17 protein-coding genes, 1 tRNA gene and 1 pseudogene are annotated in these 17369 nt (G+C 44.0%); 12 read left to right on the plus strand and 7 right to left on the minus strand.

All coding sequences use genetic code 11. The annotated features are described in order from the left end of the window. The first annotated feature begins 67 nt into the window (after positions 1-67). Together ACINWC323_RS12650 and rdgB are read left to right on the plus strand one after the other, a co-directional pair. Complete coding sequence (locus tag ACINWC323_RS12650; RefSeq protein WP_032881310.1) at positions 68-535, plus strand: hypothetical protein; 468 nt, start codon at positions 68-70, stop codon at positions 533-535. A 118-nt stretch (positions 536-653) separates the two neighbouring features. Next, positions 654-1277: an RdgB/HAM1 family non-canonical purine NTP pyrophosphatase gene (rdgB, locus tag ACINWC323_RS12645; protein WP_009510590.1), complete on the plus strand. Its 624-nt coding sequence runs from the start codon at positions 654-656 to the stop codon at positions 1275-1277. Positions 1278-1294: 17 nt separating this feature from the next. Here the strand turns inward: rdgB and ACINWC323_RS12640 are convergent, their stop codons facing one another. Continuing rightward, a complete protein-coding gene (locus ACINWC323_RS12640) occupies positions 1295-2182 on the minus strand; it encodes an AEC family transporter (RefSeq protein WP_009510604.1) in 888 nt (295 codons plus the stop codon). A 154-nt stretch (positions 2183-2336) separates the two neighbouring features. Here ACINWC323_RS12640 and tatA point away from each other — a divergent pair, with 154 nt between their 5' ends. The 4 genes from tatA (at position 2337) to ACINWC323_RS12620 (ending at position 5933) form a co-directional block, all read left to right on the plus strand. Further along, positions 2337-2552, plus strand: coding sequence for a Sec-independent protein translocase subunit TatA (gene tatA / locus ACINWC323_RS12635; protein ID WP_009510569.1), 216 nt, complete (start codon positions 2337-2339; stop codon positions 2550-2552). A 12-nt stretch (positions 2553-2564) separates the two neighbouring features. After that, the gene (gene tatB / locus ACINWC323_RS12630) at positions 2565-3005 is read left to right on the plus strand and encodes a Sec-independent protein translocase protein TatB (protein ID WP_009510608.1); all 441 of its coding nucleotides are present in this window, start codon (positions 2565-2567) and stop codon (positions 3003-3005) included. Beyond that, positions 3002-3766 (plus strand): twin-arginine translocase subunit TatC, encoded by a 765-nt coding sequence (gene tatC / locus ACINWC323_RS12625; RefSeq protein ID WP_005283090.1) that lies wholly within the window; start codon positions 3002-3004, stop codon positions 3764-3766. Before tatB ends, tatC begins: the two co-directional genes overlap by 4 nt. Before the next feature lie 181 nt (positions 3767-3947). After that, positions 3948-5933: a PhoX family protein gene (locus ACINWC323_RS12620; protein ID WP_009510620.1), complete on the plus strand. Its 1986-nt coding sequence runs from the start codon at positions 3948-3950 to the stop codon at positions 5931-5933. 50 nt (positions 5934-5983) lie between these two features. On the opposite strand, the gene ACINWC323_RS12615 is transcribed toward ACINWC323_RS12620, so the two are convergent. Then, positions 5984-6766, minus strand: coding sequence for an NRDE family protein (locus ACINWC323_RS12615; RefSeq protein ID WP_009510586.1), 783 nt, complete (start codon positions 6764-6766; stop codon positions 5984-5986). A gap of 106 nt (positions 6767-6872) precedes the next feature. On the opposite strand from ACINWC323_RS12615, the gene lgt reads away from it, so the two are divergent. Together lgt and ACINWC323_RS0118880 are read left to right on the plus strand one after the other, a co-directional pair. Then, positions 6873-7685, plus strand: coding sequence for a prolipoprotein diacylglyceryl transferase (gene lgt / locus ACINWC323_RS12610; RefSeq protein WP_005227354.1), 813 nt, complete (start codon positions 6873-6875; stop codon positions 7683-7685). Positions 7686-7787: 102 nt separating this feature from the next. Further along, positions 7788-8153 carry a hypothetical protein gene (locus ACINWC323_RS0118880; RefSeq protein ID WP_032881312.1) on the plus strand — a complete coding sequence of 122 codons (366 nt, stop codon included), beginning with the start codon at positions 7788-7790 and terminating at the stop codon, positions 8151-8153. On the opposite strand, the gene wrbA is transcribed toward ACINWC323_RS0118880, so the two are convergent. Further along, entirely contained in the window at positions 8150-8749 is a 600-nt protein-coding gene (gene wrbA / locus ACINWC323_RS12605) for an NAD(P)H:quinone oxidoreductase (protein ID WP_009510592.1), read from the minus strand. The genes ACINWC323_RS0118880 and wrbA overlap by 4 nt on opposite strands. Positions 8750-8861: 112 nt before the next feature. Here wrbA and ACINWC323_RS12600 point away from each other — a divergent pair, with 112 nt between their 5' ends. Continuing rightward, positions 8862-10112, plus strand: a complete 1251-nt coding sequence (locus tag ACINWC323_RS12600; RefSeq protein ID WP_005227359.1) for a YihY family inner membrane protein — start codon at positions 8862-8864, stop codon at positions 10110-10112. A gap of 26 nt (positions 10113-10138) precedes the next feature. On the opposite strand, the gene ACINWC323_RS12595 is transcribed toward ACINWC323_RS12600, so the two are convergent. Next, positions 10139-11044 (minus strand): DMT family transporter, encoded by a 906-nt coding sequence (locus tag ACINWC323_RS12595; protein WP_009510635.1) that lies wholly within the window; start codon positions 11042-11044, stop codon positions 10139-10141. Positions 11045-11151: 107 nt separating this feature from the next. Between ACINWC323_RS12595 and ACINWC323_RS12590 the strand changes: the two genes are divergently transcribed. Then, positions 11152-11952: an AraC family transcriptional regulator gene (locus ACINWC323_RS12590; protein ID WP_009510585.1), complete on the plus strand. Its 801-nt coding sequence runs from the start codon at positions 11152-11154 to the stop codon at positions 11950-11952. Between the two features lie 89 nt (positions 11953-12041). On the opposite strand, the gene ACINWC323_RS12585 is transcribed toward ACINWC323_RS12590, so the two are convergent. Continuing rightward, the gene (locus tag ACINWC323_RS12585) at positions 12042-12686 is read right to left on the minus strand and encodes a fumarylacetoacetate hydrolase family protein (protein WP_009510597.1); all 645 of its coding nucleotides are present in this window, start codon (positions 12684-12686) and stop codon (positions 12042-12044) included. 33 nt (positions 12687-12719) lie between these two features. After that, on the minus strand, positions 12720-13217 hold the full coding sequence (locus tag ACINWC323_RS12580) for a YcxB family protein (protein ID WP_032881316.1): 498 nt from the start codon (positions 13215-13217) through the stop codon (positions 12720-12722). A gap of 367 nt (positions 13218-13584) precedes the next feature. Here ACINWC323_RS12580 and ACINWC323_RS12575 point away from each other — a divergent pair, with 367 nt between their 5' ends. Further along, positions 13585-14883 carry an SRPBCC family protein gene (locus tag ACINWC323_RS12575; protein WP_009510564.1) on the plus strand — a complete coding sequence of 433 codons (1299 nt, stop codon included), beginning with the start codon at positions 13585-13587 and terminating at the stop codon, positions 14881-14883. Between the two features lie 41 nt (positions 14884-14924). Here ACINWC323_RS12575 and ACINWC323_RS12570 read toward each other — a convergent pair. Then, a tRNA-Arg gene (locus ACINWC323_RS12570) sits at positions 14925-15001 on the minus strand. Between the two features lie 684 nt (positions 15002-15685). Between ACINWC323_RS12570 and ACINWC323_RS0118885 the strand changes: the two are divergent. Beyond that, positions 15686-17369, plus strand: a pseudogene (locus ACINWC323_RS0118885) (beta strand repeat-containing protein); the annotation flags it as partial.

Consider the following 17369-nt stretch of genomic DNA (forward strand, 5'->3'; position numbering starts at 1 on the left):
AAAAACCGACTTGTAAGAGTCGGTTTTTTATTATATTGGTAACATCATCCTTAATTAAGTTTATTAAATGAGCGAGATAGAAAAGGCAATATTCAAAGCAAAACTAGAATTGGAAATAATCACTGCAGAAGAAATCCAAAGGTGGGCAATTGAGACATTAGAAAAAGATTCATCGAATGATTTAGCTTTAGAAATATGCTTTCTATCAACACCAGAACAAGTTACAACCTATTTTAATCAATTATCCCGAAGTCTATTTAATACAGATTTAACAAAGGAATCAGTCAATAAACTCTTAAAAGATTATATTGAAAAACATTTAGAGCTAGTCAAAAGCCAAGAGCTTCTATTTCCTTTTCTTCAGAAGCTTTTGGCTTTATCTAAGGCTGTAGAGAATGAGGATCTTTTTGAGTTATTAAATTATTATGATGACCAGTTCTACTTAAGTTTTGAAGGATATACGCCTTCTGAACCAGATGCTGTATTTAAAGAGTTCACAACCGATTTAAAAGATTTCTTATCTACACAAAGTTAAAGATATGAGGGAAAAAGAGCAATTACTCTTAGCTTTCAGAATGTGATAATTCAGCACTATCCTATTGCATAAAAACACCCTAAAATTCCACTTAATCTAGGCTAATCTAAAAATTCATATGTCTACCCAATCTTGGCTCAACCAAGGCAGCCTTGTGCTTGCAAGTAATAACAAAGGCAAAGTTGTCGAATTTGAACACCTCTTTCAACAACTGAATCTTCCTGTCGAGATTATTCCCCAAGGCAAACTCGATATTGAAGATGCCATCGAAGACGGTCTCAGCTTTGTCGAAAATGCCATTATCAAGGCACGTCATGCGTCTAAGCTTTCAGGTAAACCTGCACTTGCAGATGACTCTGGTCTATGTGTTCCGGTTTTAGGCGGTGCACCGGGGATTTACTCTGCACGCTATGTGGGCGAACATGGGAATGATGCTGCCAACAATCAAAAATTGCTGACCGATCTTGCACCTTTGCGTAAAGACGGCGAAGTGATTGAAGGGATGTTTGTGTGTGTACTCGCACTGGTCACGCATGCAGAAGACCCGCTGCCACAAATTTTCCAAGGTATCTGGAAAGGTGAGATTTTAACAGCAGCACGTGGTGAAAATGGCTTTGGTTATGACCCTTTATTTTGGCTACCTGAACTCAATGTGTCGAGTGCTGAACTCAGCAAAGCTGAGAAAAACAAGATCAGCCATCGTGGTCAAGCCATGCAGCTATTTAAAGCCAGTCTGGTTTAAAACCCCAAAGTGCTCTCCTATATGAGGGCACTTTTTATATGTAGCAATAGACCATAGATCACAATCACAATACAACTGACAATAGTTCCTGCAGCAATATAGCGGGCTGAAACACCTGTCCCTTGATAATGCGTCTCCAATGCCACAATATTGGCGGCAGGCGGTAGACAGAATAAGAAAAACAGAACTGGAATCATAAATTCAATCTGCGGCATGGCGACAAAATAATAAGTCATGGTACATATGATGACGCCACAGAGTAGCTTGAACATTAAGGTTCGAGTACTCAACAGCAAATCAGCTACATGTACACGGGTATATCTCAGCCACATTCCCAGAATGCACATGCCGGCAAAGCTCATCCCAAACTTGGCAATCTCATACACTCCTTCTACCAGCGCATTGCCCTGCAAATCATGCCCTCTCAACAGCCATAAAACCAAGGCTGCCAGCAAGGCCAATACAGGGGGTGATTTCAGTACTTTTTGCAATGTTGCAAGGTAATCCGTCGGCCCGTCTGAAACCGCAGCCACCGCCCAGATATTGCCAAACAGTGAACCACCAATATATAACGCAATCATGGCTGCGCTGACCTGCTCTCCAAATAAGGCGATAGCAAATGGAAAACCCAACCAGCCGATGTTGCTATAACTCACACAGAGCGCTTGTAAGCGATCCTTTGAAAGAAGGAAAAAACTATAAAATAAAATAATCGAAGTAATAAAACTAAATCCCATCAAGGCCAAGCTGCCTGCCTGATAAAACACCATGTTGTAGATGATCACCGCCGGGATAAAAAGCCGTGCCAATAAGGAAGATAGGACTTTCTTCGCCTGTTCTGCGACTCTGAACTGAGCAAGCAATAGCCCGAATATAAAGGCACTTACTGGAAGAATGAAGGTCATGTCGATCTATTTTTTTATCATGTCTTGATAGGCTGCTTATGCTAGCACTATTTAGCATGGGATAAATGCACTGTCTTAAAACTGCAATATAAATGTCACATCTTTGTCATGCCAAACTGTTGAGATATATCCAAAGTTTTATAGGAATAGAATGATGGCGGGTTTATCAATTTGGCATGTACTGATTTTTGCAATCGTGGTGATTTTACTTTTCGGTACATCAAAGCTTAAAAATCTGGGTAAAGATGTCGGTGGCGCAGTGAAAGACTTCAAAAAATCCATGAAAGAAGACGAAATCGCGGCCTCTTTAAATGAACCTCGCACTATTGATGCTCAAGTTAAAAATACTGAAAGCTCGGTAAAAAGTTAAGCGAGCACGACTATGCTGAATTTGGGAATGACCGAGATCTTTTGCTTTGCAGTGATTGCATTGCTGGTGCTCGGTCCTGATAAATTACCAGAAGCTGCCCGGTTCGTAGCGAAATGGTATGGAAAAATTAAAAAGTTTATCAACAATATTCAGAATGAAATTGACCGCGAACTTCGCCTTTCCGAGTTCCGCGAAGAAATGCAAAAAGAAATTGATAAAATCACAGAACTTGAACGCAGGATGCAACAACAGCTAGATGCGCTTAAAAATACACAAACGCCTTCCGAGACTGAACAAGTCAAAGCCGAGACTAAAGCGTCTATCATCTATAGGTTGAGTCCGCAGCAAGCGATCCTGCCGTTCAGTCTTGAATATCACAAGCAATTACCTTTCAAACCTGAGCCGAGTCTATCGACTCAATCGTTTGATACAGAATTAAAGATTGCCGTATGAGCCAGTTACCTTCGACCTCAGTAAATCCTGAAGAAACCCTGCAACAAATGCCAGTGATGCAGCATTTGATTGTACTCCGTCAATATCTGTTCAAGATTGTCGGGGTGACGATTCTGCTGTTCTTCTGTTTATTGCCGTTTAGAAACACGACCTATCAATGGCTTTCAGAACCGTTAAGACAACAGCTACCAGCCAGTTCAACCATGATTGCGACTGATGTCACGGCCACATTCATGGCGCCATTCAAGCTGAATCTGTTTGTAGCATTCATGCTGGCCATGCCGTATATCATTTACCAGATCTGGTCATTTATCAAACCGGCCCTGTATGAAAAGGAACGCCATCTGGCTATTCCGCTGCTACTGGGCAGTATCGTGCTGTTTTATCTGGGTGTGGCCTTTGCCTATTTTATTACCTTGCCGGCAATTTTACATTTCTTTATCAGTGTTTCACCTGAAACCGTTGCCCCAATGACCGATATCAACAGTTATCTAAGTTTCTGTTTAAAACTGTTTCTGGTGTTTGGTTTTACCTTCGAAATTCCCATCATTACGCTGGTTCTGATTTTAATTGGTGTGGTGAGTACCCAAAGCCTGATTGAAAAACGCCGTTTCATTGTGGTCGGCTGTTTCTTTGTTGCCATGTTTGTAACGCCGCCTGACGCCTTGTCGATGATTATGCTGGCGGTACCGATGTGGATGTTATTCGAACTGGGTTTATTGTTTGGAAAAATACTCGAAAAACGTAAAGCATCCGCTTAAGTGAACCGAATCAGATCCCTGAGCATGCTTCAGGGATTTTTTGTTTTTAATTTATATTTTTTAGCTATTTATAAAAATTAAATTGTCTTGAAACTGCCTTCAAACTGTCAAAAAACTGTCATCTCCACTTCATAGAATCAATCAGGATTTATTTACCCTATATTATAGATACGGAATTATTATGACAGCCAATACCACTCAGCCAAGTCGTCGTGATATTTTAAAATGGTTCGCTGGCGTTCCATTTTTACCATTGGGGGCAATGGGGACAGCAGCAGCTTTAACGGGTTGTAATGATGACAACGATAACAATGTTGTTACACCACCGGCAAAACTGGTTAAATTTAAAAATGCCAAATTTACACCCATGGCAGCACCCTCAACCACAGCAGAAATGGCCACCACTTCAGTCAAGTCTAGCCTGACCGTGACTTGGGAAGACAATACCACGACCGAATATAAACTGGGTTATCAGGAATTTTTCCGCACAGGTATGCAAGTCGACAATATCGATGGTGGAAAAATTATTGCCGGTAGCTATTACGACATCAACAATAAACCGATCCGGGATACCTCGGTGGCAGGTCAGGAACGTCAATTCTTCTCTGACTGTCCAGATGGTTCGTCAATGATTCATCTGCAAGGTGCACAAGTACCGGGCGTCAATAATCCAGTCTTCCATGTGGTGCAGTTCGAATACACCACACAAAACCTGGCTCAACAAAGTATGTATGGGCAATTACCTTCTCCAATTGCGGTACTGACTCTAGATCAGGATCAGAAAACAGGTCATCTGGCATTGAAAAAATACTTCAATGTCGATATGTCCAAAGTGCACGGGCTATGGATTACCTGTGGTGCGAGCCTCTCACCTTGGAATACCCATCTTTCCAGTGAAGAATATGAACCGGATGCTTTTGATCAGATCGGTAGCAGCCTCGCAACCTTGAAAGCCTATAGTAAAAATCTGTATGGCAATGAAAATACGGCGAATGTCTATAACTATGGCCATTTACCGGAAATCATTCTGGATGGTAAAGGTCGTGGTACTGCAGTTAAACATTATTGCCTAGGCCGCATTTCACACGAGCTGATTCAGGTGATGCCAGACAACCGCACCGTGATCATGGGCGATGACTATACCAACGGTGGTTTCTTTATGTTTGTTGCAGATAAAGAGAAAGATCTTTCTGCAGGCAGCCTATACGTTGCGAAATATACTGCTGAATTGAATGAAACCTCTACTGCACCGATTAAATGGATCAAACTGGGTCATACCAACAGTAAAACCATTGAAGATCTGGTCAATGTTCGTGGCATTAAAGCTGAAAACATTATGGAGAGCTTAAGCACTGCTCCAGCAGATTTGACCGGTTATACCCAGATTGTACTGGATAAGAAAACCCTGTGGGTCAAGTTAAAAGAAGCCAATAACGGTTTCAGCAAAGCCGAAATCGAACTGGCGGCAGCGTTCCTTGAAACTCACCGTTATGCGGCGCTCAAAGGCGGCAGTATGGCTTTCACCAAGATGGAAGGCACCACGGTCAATATCAAGGATAAAGTGGCTTATTCTGCGTTGGCCAATATTCAGGACTCCATGATTGAAGGTAAATCAGGCTGGGTGGCTGAACATAATGTGAAATTCAAAAACACCCTGAAAGCGGGCGGTGTACTTGCACATGACCTTAAAGGCAGCCAGATCGATCACTTAAATGGTGTCATCAATAGTGAATGGACCCCTTACCAAAGTCATATGGTCTTGATGGGCAAGGATATACCAGTGGACGGTCTGGGCAATACGGCTGATCCAGACAATATTGCCAGTCCAGATAACCTAAAATTCTCTGAAACCTTACGTACCCTGTTCATCGGTGAAGATAGCGGTAACCATACCAATAACTTCCTGTGGGCATATAACGTGGATACCAAGTCTTTAGACCGAATTCTGTCGACACCTGCGGGTGCTGAATCAACCGGTTTACATGCGGTTGATTCAGTCAATGGCTGGACCTATATCATGAGCAATTTCCAGCATGCTGGTGATAGCTCAAAACTGCCTGCTGACTTGAAAGCAACCGTTTTAGCCAACTATAATGGTGGTTATAGTGCCAGCGTCGGCTACATCACTGCTGACCCAGTTGCGCCATCAATTGAGAAAAAAGCTTAAATCCAAGCTTTCATTGCAAAAAGAAAATGCCGACTTCATGTCGGCATTTTTTATGGGTGCAACTCGAGTTCCAACGCAACAATCTGTCCCTGCTGTTGCCCTTGCTGGGATTTTTCCAGCCATTGCCATTGTGTTGAGTTGAGTCTTAAAAAGTTTGAGCAGCGTGTGCCGTAGACCGGACTCTGGATAAAGGTTGAAGACAATAAGGCTTCCATTTCAGTGCTGATGCCGGTGTCAGGTAACAGGTCCGGAATGACCTTACGCTCATCCTCCAGAATATCCCAGGCCGCATGTCTGAGCTCGGCCTCAGATATTTGTGCTTGTTGCAGCATCGGTAAAAATTCCTGGGTAAAGCGCTTGCGTAAATGTCGGGTCTTTTGCCAATCTTCGGACATTAAGCCATTCGATACCACATATACCCCATTTGCCAGTACCTGAGGCGCTTCACCCCGGTTACTCATATAAACGGCCTGCTCCCGATCGCCAACAAACAGATTAAAGCCTGCATAATCCTGCTGTCGCTGTTCTAGTTGCTGGGCAAAACGAATCGGTGCCAGCTCACTTTCCAGAAAAGACTGGATCAGATGGCCACGTGAAGTGGTGTAGGGTTGCTGATCCCGGCCATTACGGAAATTGGTGAGGATGGCCCATCGTCCCGATGCAGTCACGCCCATCCAGGTCCCGCCTGACTGCAAGTCCTGTCCGGCCACAATCGGACTCGCGGGCCACTGATGTAAAGCGGCACTAGGACGATGATAGAATTCATCACGATTTGAAAGTAGACATAATGGCATCTCATCCAGTACATACCATGCGAAAGCGACAATACACATTGATTTGGTTCTCACATCTTTACACATTGAATGTACAACATTTTTCACATCATTCCGCTACAATCTGATCAAAACTTAATTTCAAATTCTACATTGAGGAACAGCAATGCTGACCTATCCAAATATTGATCCAGTTGCGCTGAGCTTAGGACCAGTCAAGGTGCACTGGTATGGACTCATGTATCTGTTGGCTTTTCTATGTGCCTGGGGTTTAGCATCGTACCGCGCTAAACAACGTGATGGCTGGACTGCCGATATGGTTTCAGATCTGGTGTTTTACGGTGCGCTGGGTGTTGTGCTGGGTGGACGTGTCGGCTATGTGCTGTTTTACGAATTCGGTAAGTTTCTGGAAAATCCACTGTGGTTATTTCAGGTCTGGACCGGCGGCATGAGCTTCCACGGTGGCTTTCTGGGTGTTATGATTGCCATGTTGTTCTGGTGCAAAAAGTATCAGAAAACCTGGTTTCAAACCCTGGATTTTATTGCACCATGTGTACCGACAGGCCTTATGTTCGGACGTTTCGGTAACTTTATTGGCGGAGAACTCTACGGCCGTCAAGTGCAAGATCCGAACTATCCGTTCGGGATGATTTTTCCAACTGATCCATTAGGTCTGGTCCGTCATCCTTCACAAATCTACCAAGCGCTATGTGAAGGTTTGATCCTGTTTATCGTACTGTGGTGGTTTAGTTCCAAGCCACGTCCACGTATGGCGGTTTCTGCGCTATTCCTGACCGGATATGGTGTTGCCCGCTTCTTTATGGAATTCTTCCGTCAACCCGATGCAGATCAGGGCTTTATCCTGTTTGGCTGGATGACCAAAGGCCAGATCCTCAGTTTCCCAATGATTATTATTGGTCTGTGGATGATCTGGTACGCCTATCGTCGAAACATCTATGACTGGCAGTTAAAGAAATAAAATGATGGGAGCAAAAGCTCCCATTTTTTTGCGCTGTATTTATCATCAATAAAAAGCGTATAGTGATTTTAGAAACTATCCCAATCACAACAGGTCAAAGCGATGCCAGATTACCGTACAGGCTTTGAAAGCCACCAACTCGTTCTATCGCTCTCCCCTCTACAATTAAATCGGGAGCTTGTGACAGCAATAGAAAAAACACTTGGCCTTTCCTTCCTTAATGAAGATGAGCCACATCGGGTGTGTTTTGCCAATCAAAATGCTGAACTGCAAGATGCCTATAAACAGGTTTTCAGTGCTATCGATCTGCTTGATTATGTCTATGCCATGTTGCTCTCAGCACAAGTTAATCTCGATAAAATATCGCTGCTCAGTGAAAATCAGAACTTGATCGCCTATCCAACCGATCCTCTACACTTCTGGCAAGTGGTTCGGGTCGGACAACAATACCGACTGTCCCAGACTTAAAATTTTCCAGCCAACGTCTTAACGACTTCGCCCAAACGCTTGCCTTGTGCTTCACACAGAACTTTTTCATCCTGGCTCAGGCTTTGATCATGGCGAGGCCCGCTGACATGGCTGGCGCCATACGGTGTTCCACCAGTTTTGGTATTCGACAGGGCTGGAATTGAGTTGGGCAAGCCCAAGATCATCATGCCGTGATGAAATAATGGCGGCAGCATGGTCAATAACGTACTTTCCTGCCCGCCATGCATGGAACCTGAAGAGGTGAAGACACAGGCGGGTTTATCATGCAAAGCGCCATTCAGCCATAAACTGGTGGTTTGATCCCAAAAGTACTTCATCTCACTGGCCATATTGCCAAAACGCGTTGGCGAACCCAAGGCCAAACCGGAGCAATGGCTGAGATCTTCTAAAGTGCAATAAAGGTCGCCATCTGCTGGAATACTAGGCGCCGCTTCAGTGACGACGGTGGCTAAATTCGGCACGGTTCGAATGCGCGCTGTCACACCTGCAGCTTCAATGCCATCGGCAATCAGATGTGCCATTTGCTTAGTGGAACCATATTTACTGTAATAAAGAACAAGAACGTAAGGTTGCATCACTTTCAAGAATTTTGTTAAAAAGGACACTATACGACATTTTATACATTTTAGGCTGTTACAAGTCCTGTGCTTTTGCAGGATCTTATTAAAAATAATTAGGATAGAACCCATGATCTTAGACCGTTATCTAAAAAAACTGCCTTTTTTAGAAAAAACATGGTTTCAATTTATTGTGTTTGTGTTACGACGTTTTGAAGCGGATCGCTGTCGGGAACAGGCAGGAGGACTGACCTATACCACCCTGTTTGCAGTCGTTCCCATGTTGACTGTTTTTCTGGTGATTATCTCCTCGATTAAAGCTTTAGAACCTGCCCGGCAACAGCTGCAACAGCTGATCTATAGTAACTTTTTACCCAAAAGTACCATTGCCTTTGACAAGGCCTTAAATGCCTTTACCGAGAAGTCCAGCAATCTTACCGTGATTGGTGTGCTGTTCCTGTTTGTGACCACCGTGCTGATGCTGACTTCGATTGAGAATGTGTTTAACCGCATTTGGCGCGTTAAGGAAACTCGCACGGGTCTGGTCGGTTTTATGCGTTACTGGACCATTATTTCACTGGGCCCAATTGTGTTAGGCAGTGCTTTTGTATTGTCTTCAACTGTCGCTTCGATGAGTATTCTCAGCAATAATTTTGCAGGCTATCAGCTGGATGGTGCCTTCCTGCTCTGGCTGATCTCGTTTTTACTGACCGTTGTTGGCTTCTTTATTTTATACTGGACCATCCCGAACCGTATTGTCCCGGTCTTTTCAGCCTTTATTGCCGCCTGTTTTAGTGCAACCGTATTTGAAATTCTAAAACGTTTTTTCGGCTGGGTGATGAGCAACTTCACCAGCTATGAAATCGTTTATGGCGCATTTGCCGCAGTGCCGATCTTCCTGCTCTGGATTTATCTATCTTGGAATATCATTTTATTGGGGGTTGAAATCAGCTATGCCCTCACCGCCTTCCACTCTGGCAAAGAACAGAAACGCCATCCGATCCTGATGTTACTCGACATTCTGGAACTGTTTTATAAGAAGCAACAGATTGGACAAAGTGTCAGTGAGAAAGAGCTGTTAAATATTATCGGTCGTGGCGAATTAGGTCGACTACCGGCTTATATCCTGCAACTGGAACAGCAGAACCTGATTATGCGTACCGATAAAGACGAATATGTACTGGTGCGTAATTTAGCGCAGGTCGATTTCTGGAGTTTCTTTACCGCCCTGCCTTATCCATTACCGTTACGTCCCGATGTTGAAAATATTCATCAGGACGATGAATGGATGGAGCGACTCGGCCCGTCCCTGATTGAAAGTAATGATTATTTAGCTGCCAAGCTATCCATTCCGCTGTCCACCATCTTTGAACAGAAATAGTCAAAAGGCCTCAATTGAGGCCTTTTTTATTTTCTGATCCAGCCTTGCAGACTGACCACCACAATGCCAAGTAATACCAAGGCTGAGCCCATCACAAAATTCAGTTCAATTTTTTCGCCCAGTAAGCAGATACCAAAGACCATACCAAATAACGGCGTAAGGAAGGAAAATACGCCCAGTCGCGAGGCCAGATAATTGCGTAATAACCAGAACCAGGCCAGAAAACTGGCAAAGGATACAATCAGGGTATGAAAGGCCAGGCTGCCGATCACCAGCGGGGTAAAATGAATGGTGGCTTGTCCGAGAAAAAACGCCAAGCCGAACAGCAATACAAAACTGCCTGCCAGTTGATAAAACAGGGTTTGGGTAACGGCGGCCTGTGCCAGCGAAGATAAACGTACGGTAATCGTGGTTGCCGCCCAGGCAATCCCCCCTGCCAAAGCCAGTAAGTCACCCCATAACATTTGCTGCTCTAGCTGGGTAGCACCCTGATTTGCTCTCATAAAAGTGACCACAATCCCTAAAAATGCAAGGGCGATACCGCTCCACTGCAACACACTTAAACGCTCGGAAGGCAGCTTCCAGTGCAGCCCCAAAGCCACAAAAATGGGAGCGGTATACAACAGCACCACCGCATGAGATGCTGATGTCCATTGCAATGCCTGCGCCAGCAAAAAGAACTCCAAAGAAAATAAAAAAGCGACCAGTGCCCCTGCCTTGAGATTCTGGCGATTGAATAACTGACTGGCTTTATCCAGATACAGCAACGGTAATAACAAAATTGCAGCCAAACCTGACCGCAATGCAATCTGCATTAAGGGCGAAATATCGGGAGCTGCCATTTTTAAAATGACTTGTTGTAAGCCCCAGATCATACACAGTACGACCATCAGGCCCGATGCAGTTGCATCTAATGCTTTGCGCTCATCCATCGCACGCTCCCGATTCTATTATTTGAGCACCAATATAAGGCTGTCAGATTTTCATGATATAGTGAAAATCTGACAAGATATGCGTGTTTTCGGGCAATTCTCATCTTATGAAAAAGTCAGCACAACGGATTCAGGATTTTCAGGCCATTCCAACCTACAATGATATTCCGGCACCTTTATGGTTACGGGTTCGGGATGCGCCTGCAGAGACTTTTTATCCTAAACATGCGCATGCTTGGGGAGAGTTTATTTATGCCTTTGACGGGGTGCTTGAAGTCAATATTGAGCAGATCAATTACCTTACCCCGCCGCCTTATGGCATCTGGTTGCCGCCGCATCTGCAACATAGCGGGATTAACCGGAATGATGTGACCTATTGTACGCTTTATATTCATGAATCATTATGTCAACGAATGCCACAACAGGCCGGGATTTTACTATCCGCACCGCTGGTTTCCGCGCTGCTGGAACATCTTCGTCACACGACATTTTCAGAACACGATCCCGAATATATCCGCCTACTTCAGGTTTTACTGGACGCACTGACCCATGCTGAACTGGTCGGCAGCTATTTGCCCACCACGCAACATCCGGCACTGGCTAAGGTTCTGAGCCATTTACATGAATTTCCTGCCGACAACAGCACCCTTGAACAGCTCGCACACATGATCAACATGACCGAACGCACGCTGGCCCGCTATAGCCAGAAAGAATTGGGCATGTCATTGCATGAATGGCGGCAGCGATTAAAAGTCATGAAAGCCATGTCGATGCTCAATCAGGGCAAGACCATTGAAAGTATTGCGCTGGATTTGGGTTATGCCAGCTCATCCGCTTTTATTTATATGTTTAAACGCTGGATGCATTTCACCCCTGACCAGTTCCGCAAGCTCTATCAAGGCAGTTAAGCCTTGCTTGGATAGTGCATAAATAATCAGGTCTTTCAATAAAAAAGCGCTGCTATTTATCGAGCAGCGCTTTTTTTATCTTGCTGTTTTTATTCTGCTTTTACAAAGCTATCCCAGTCATATTCACCAGACTGGGTAATCAGTTTCATGGTCAACTGATCATTGGCACGTAAAGCGCCGACACCTGCTGGTGTACCGGTCATAATGACATCTCCTGCTTCCAGGCTAAAACATTGATTGATCTCAACCAGTAGCGCGCCAATGTCCCGAATCATGTCTTTGCTAAATCCATGCTGACGCTCCACCCCATTAATAGTGAAAATGAGTTCCAGCTCCTGCAAGTCGCCAATTTCATCCGCTTCGATCCAGTCTGCCAGAAGACAGGCACCGTCAAAGGCTTTGGCTCGTTCCCATGGCTCGCCTTTGGCTTTTAAATCCCCTTGCAAATCACGCAAGGTTAAGTCCAGCCCCAAGGTCAATGCACCAACGGCTTCCAAAGCTTTGGCCGGATCCGTTTCTTGAGATAGAGGATGGGTGATTTTTAAACAGATTTCACATTCATAATGACACTCCCCTAAAGCCTGATTCCAGCTGATTCCCTGTGATAAAGGACTCAGACTGCTTGGTGGCTTGATGAATAAGATCGCACGATCAGGAATAGGGTTGCCTAACTCTTTGGCATGTTCTGCATAATTTCGGCCGACACACACAATTTTTGAAGGACGTGTACTCATGAATGTTCCTTGTTCTTTGAACCGCTGATAAATTTACTTTTTAAAGCTATTTTCAAATTTGGTTTGATCTGAAGTATTTGCAAATGCACGTTTCGGTACAATAATCACGGTATGATTTTTCAGTTCCAGCATATAGGTCAGTTTGCCAATTGCAAAAGATTGCACCTCGGTATACTGAGTTCTCTGGATTTTGCCTGTTGCGTACAGTTCAAAATGATCCTGATATAAATCAACCCCCTGTTCACTTTTACCGAACTGGTAACGGACAAACTGGCGCTTGAATAACATCGGCAATAACCAGTAGCGCATTACGCCCTGCATCAGCAGAAAGAACGCACCCAACGCCACATAATAGCGTCCGACTCCAGAGAAGCCTAAATAAATCCCCCACAGGATAATCGCGATACTAATCACGGGTGTTAGAAAACGGCTAAAGGTCTTTTTACCAAAAGTGACCAGAGCAAAACCATCTTGTGATTCTTCCAGATTCAGATAATAGCGCACAGAGACCGTTGGACGTTGTTCAGACATTTTGATTTCTAACATTTGAAAAAAACTGACCTATTAGAACATAAATGCTTCACAGGTAAATCACCTTTCTGGCGTTTTGATACAAAATTTCAATCTGCGATTTAAGCTGACTTGATGATTCTTTTTTTATATCAATTTATCCCGACGCTTTGATTTTAAAGTACTGCAAAATATCGACTTTTGTTGTTAAATCGCCTGCATATATATTTATATGCTCAACCAATCCAATCAAGTTTCTGGCGAAGTTTTACACAATACGACTATTTTTTAACGCTAAAAAATCTTATTAATAATGGGCATGAATACACTCAATCACAGGGTGTTCATTCCTGCCCGCCAAATCACGAATAAAAACCAAAGGAATGTGATGCGTTATTTGAATGGACTACTTATCTCTTGTATTTTTCTAGGCACAACACAAAGTTGTTTTGCTCAACTGTTGTCTTGGAATGACAATATCCCCAGTGCCTTACAGCCATTTCAAAACAACCCCAAAATACTGGCAGGTTATACCCAAAACACGATTTTTATCTATGGACATCCTGTCACAAAAACGGCACTCCCCACCTTAAAAACCAATCCTCAACCCAGCGTGAGTTTCAGTTCGGCTGCGATGATTGTACCCGTCAACGCCCAGCAGGTGGCCAAAACCTTAACTGATTTTAATCAATATGTCGGTTTATTCCCGACCTTGAAATCCGCCAAAGCCCTGGAACACTCAGGCAATATTGTACAGATGAAATATCGGGTCTCGATCCCGACACCTATTCCCGTGCTGAACTTCAATGAAGATGTCACCTTACAGCATCAGATTCAACCCAATAGTATTTCCAGTCTGGTGATTGATGCACCTATTCCTTATGGCGTAGGTAAATTTGAATGGTTTGCCCTAGATGAACACCACACCTTAATCACCTTAACCCAATGGGGAGATCTGAACCAACCCAAGGGATTTATTTTTAAGAAAATTCTGAATGCCATTCCTGAAGTCAAGCTGGGCATTCCCAGCGGTACCAATGCCTTTGTAATGGAGGCGCTCAGAAACCGTTTTAATCAGCAAAATATAATCGCCCTGAATGCCGGACAAATTCCCAGCCCGCAACTGAATCGCGCACAATTGCTAAAAATCGCGCAACTGAGCCAGAATGCCCAGCAGCCGGTGAGCTTTTTACATGCGCCCACCAGTGTACTCTATACCCATGGACGTGAAGCCATGCGCTTTACCACAACCTATCGTTTTTATACGCAATCCCCTCAACCCTTACAAAAATGGTTGAGTCCTAATGCCTATCAGGAACTGTTCCCCCGCCAGATCAAAAAAGTGGTCACGCCACCTGTTCAGAATCAGGCCCAGGATGCAGATCTACAGGTCAATGTGGGTTTGGGCGTGATCAATATTCCCTTTGCTTTTAAACTGCATTTTAACTATCCCAACACGACTGAGAATCATTTTTATGCCAATGGCGGAGACTTACGCTTTATCAAAGGGGAAATGCGCCTTGCTGCTCAAGATCAAGGGACCTTATTTAAAATGACAACAAGTATGAAAATCGATGAAAAGGCACCTTTTTTACTCAGGGCAATGCGAAGCCTGCCTTATCATGACGTGCTACCTGCGGTTGGTGGGAATGCGGTATTTGTACAGAAACTCAAGGCAAAAACTTAAGACACAAAAAAACCGCATTTAAGCGGTTTCTTTTTTCAAATTGGTGCGCTCAGAGAGATTCGAACTCCCGACCCCTTAGTTCGTAGCCAAGTGCTCTATCCAGCTGAGCTATGAGCGCATATTTGATGGAGGGCATTATACGCACTTTTTGGTAAAAGATAAGGCCTTTTTCAAGCATGAGTGATCAACTGGCTATAGATTCAGCATACTAATGTCTTTTGAACAAAATACACCCACAATCACCTTAATACTTTCCGATTCTCTCCCTAATTTCATTAAATCACTTAACCTATCCCCATCTGACACATCTGTGATTAATAAGTTTTATTTAATAACACTCCCAAAATATACTGAATACTATGATTTCAGATTTATGCTAATTTAAAAAAAATGAATTAAGAAAAAATTTAACATATTGATATTTATTAACTAAAAAAAATTAGAAATATTTTTTTGCAAAGCAGTAACAAATTTTAAAAATTACTTATTTGGATACCATTTTTAAGCTCAAACAGGGCTTTAATTACCTGATAAAACAGATTAAATAAACTAAAAAAACATTAGCAAGCTATTTTTAAATAAAATACACATGTAGATTTAATAGAATGTTTTTCTGAATAAAATAAATATAATTCAGCAACTTAAACTCAAATTTAACAATCCGGTTCAATCACGTTACAGATTGACAAAAGAATTGCCACATATAACACTAAAAGCGATTAATGTGACTTTAATCACAAAATAATCATAGCACGCTAATAATTACTTAGAACAACACAACTTTAAGAATATAGGTATCATTATGCTTTTTAAAAGTCTTCTATCACCCATTAAAAGCATTACTTCGAGTCTCGTCGATAGTAATAACTCAACATCACATGTTGGCGGTTCACTCCTCGCTCCCCTGTCTCTCTCTACCATTACCAATATCGTTTCAACCAATACACTCACCAATACGGTTAGCAGTATTACGGGCGGAGCAGCCAACAATCCTCTCGGGGCAGTGACAAATATTCTTGGTGGTGTGACAGGCGGAACAAGCGGTAGTCCACTTGATTCGGTCACACATATTATTGGAGGAGTTACAGGCGGTGCTACTGGCAATCCGCTAGGCGCGGTAACAAATATCATCGGTGGCATTACAGGTGGAACCGATGGTGGTCCATTAGGCGCCGTTACAAATATTGTTGGCGGTATCACAGGGGGCGCTGGTGGCAATCCATTAGGCGCTGTAACAGGCATTATCGGTGGTATTACGGGGGGTACAGAAGGCGGCCCGCTTGGCGCGGTCACGAATATCATTGGTGGCATTACTGGCGGTGACCTTGGTCATAATCCGGTCACAGGTGTGATTCAGTCTGGTATTGATGTACTACAAGGCCTTGAGAGCTTAAAAACAGAAGTGATCAATACCGGTATTGATACAGTTGCAGGTACGATTATTGGGGCAGTTCATCAATCCGAGCATCCGATTGGCGATCTTGCAGATTTAGGAACACTTACTTTTGAAACCTCTCGCGATACTGTAAACGGTACGCTTGAAGCCATTTCTGATTTAGCCGGTGCTGATATTGGTGGAGCCGCCGGTTCGCTTACAGGTGTAGTGGGTACACTGATCAACAACGGTTCTACTGCTTCTGGGCTGGTTCAACATATTGCGGGTGATTTGACCAATGCCGGTGGAATCATTGGCGGTGGTGAAGGCGGTCCTTTAGGCTCAATCACAGGCATCATTGGTGGTATTACAGGTGGCATTGGCGGCGGTGAAGGCGATCCGTTAGGTTCTATCACAGGCATCATCGGTGGCATTACCGGTGGTATCGGTGGTGGTGAAGGCGGACCTCTGGGCGCAATTACAGGCATCATCGGTGGCATTACGGGCGGTGACCTAGGCAACAATCCTGTTACAGGCGTAATTCAAACTGGTATTGATGTACTACAAGGTGTCGAAAGCCTGAAAACAGATATTATCAACACCGGTATTAGCACGGTCGGCGGTGCAATTGGAGCGTACTTCCGGTGTTCATCCAGTGACTGACCTGACCAATCTGGTACCCTCACCTTTGAAACTTCTCGCGATACCGTAAAGGCACACTTGAAGCTATTTCTGATCTGGCAGGTGCTGATATTGGTGGCGCTGCTGATTCGCTTACAGGTGTGGTGGGCACACTGATTACGAATGGTTCAACCGCTTCTGGTCTGGTTCAACATGCAGTTGGTGACCTGACTGATGTCGGTGGCCTGCTTGGTGGCATCACGGGTGGTATCGGTGGCGGTGATGGCGGTCCTTTAGGTGCAATCACAGGCATCATCGGTGGCATTACGGGCGGTGACCTAGGCAACAATCCTGTTACAGGCGTAATCCAGTCTGGTATTGATGTACTGCAAGGCGTTGAAAGCCTGAAAACCGATATTATCAACACCGGTATTAGCACGGTCGGCGGTGCAATTGGCAGCGTGCTTCCAGGTGTTCATCCAGTGACTGA

The sequence above is a fragment of the Acinetobacter sp. WC-323 genome, from assembly GCF_000314615.1.
Lineage (GTDB): Bacteria > Pseudomonadota > Gammaproteobacteria > Pseudomonadales > Moraxellaceae > Acinetobacter > Acinetobacter courvalinii.

Coding starts and splice junctions, on each gene's coding strand:
- ACINWC323_RS12650 (WP_032881310.1), top strand. CDS start 68: ATGAGCGAGATAGAAAAGGCAATATTCAAAGCAAAACTAGAATTGGAA.
- ACINWC323_RS12595 (WP_009510635.1), bottom strand. CDS start 11,044: ATGGATGAGCGCAAAGCATTAGATGCAACTGCATCGGGCCTGATGGTC.
- lgt (WP_005227354.1), top strand. CDS start 6,873: ATGCTGACCTATCCAAATATTGATCCAGTTGCGCTGAGCTTAGGACCA.
- ACINWC323_RS12590 (WP_009510585.1), top strand. CDS start 11,152: ATGAAAAAGTCAGCACAACGGATTCAGGATTTTCAGGCCATTCCAACC.
- wrbA (WP_009510592.1), bottom strand. CDS start 8,749: ATGCAACCTTACGTTCTTGTTCTTTATTACAGTAAATATGGTTCCACT.
- tatA (WP_009510569.1), top strand. CDS start 2,337: ATGGCGGGTTTATCAATTTGGCATGTACTGATTTTTGCAATCGTGGTG.
- rdgB (WP_009510590.1), top strand. CDS start 654: ATGTCTACCCAATCTTGGCTCAACCAAGGCAGCCTTGTGCTTGCAAGT.
- ACINWC323_RS12585 (WP_009510597.1), bottom strand. CDS start 12,686: ATGAGTACACGTCCTTCAAAAATTGTGTGTGTCGGCCGAAATTATGCA.
- ACINWC323_RS12620 (WP_009510620.1), top strand. CDS start 3,948: ATGACAGCCAATACCACTCAGCCAAGTCGTCGTGATATTTTAAAATGG.
- ACINWC323_RS12640 (WP_009510604.1), bottom strand. CDS start 2,182: ATGACCTTCATTCTTCCAGTAAGTGCCTTTATATTCGGGCTATTGCTT.
- ACINWC323_RS12615 (WP_009510586.1), bottom strand. CDS start 6,766: ATGTGTATTGTCGCTTTCGCATGGTATGTACTGGATGAGATGCCATTA.
- tatC (WP_005283090.1), top strand. CDS start 3,002: ATGAGCCAGTTACCTTCGACCTCAGTAAATCCTGAAGAAACCCTGCAA.
- ACINWC323_RS12580 (WP_032881316.1), bottom strand. CDS start 13,217: ATGTCTGAACAACGTCCAACGGTCTCTGTGCGCTATTATCTGAATCTG.
- ACINWC323_RS0118880 (WP_032881312.1), top strand. CDS start 7,788: ATGCCAGATTACCGTACAGGCTTTGAAAGCCACCAACTCGTTCTATCG.
- ACINWC323_RS12575 (WP_009510564.1), top strand. CDS start 13,585: ATGCGTTATTTGAATGGACTACTTATCTCTTGTATTTTTCTAGGCACA.
- tatB (WP_009510608.1), top strand. CDS start 2,565: ATGCTGAATTTGGGAATGACCGAGATCTTTTGCTTTGCAGTGATTGCA.
- ACINWC323_RS12600 (WP_005227359.1), top strand. CDS start 8,862: ATGATCTTAGACCGTTATCTAAAAAAACTGCCTTTTTTAGAAAAAACA.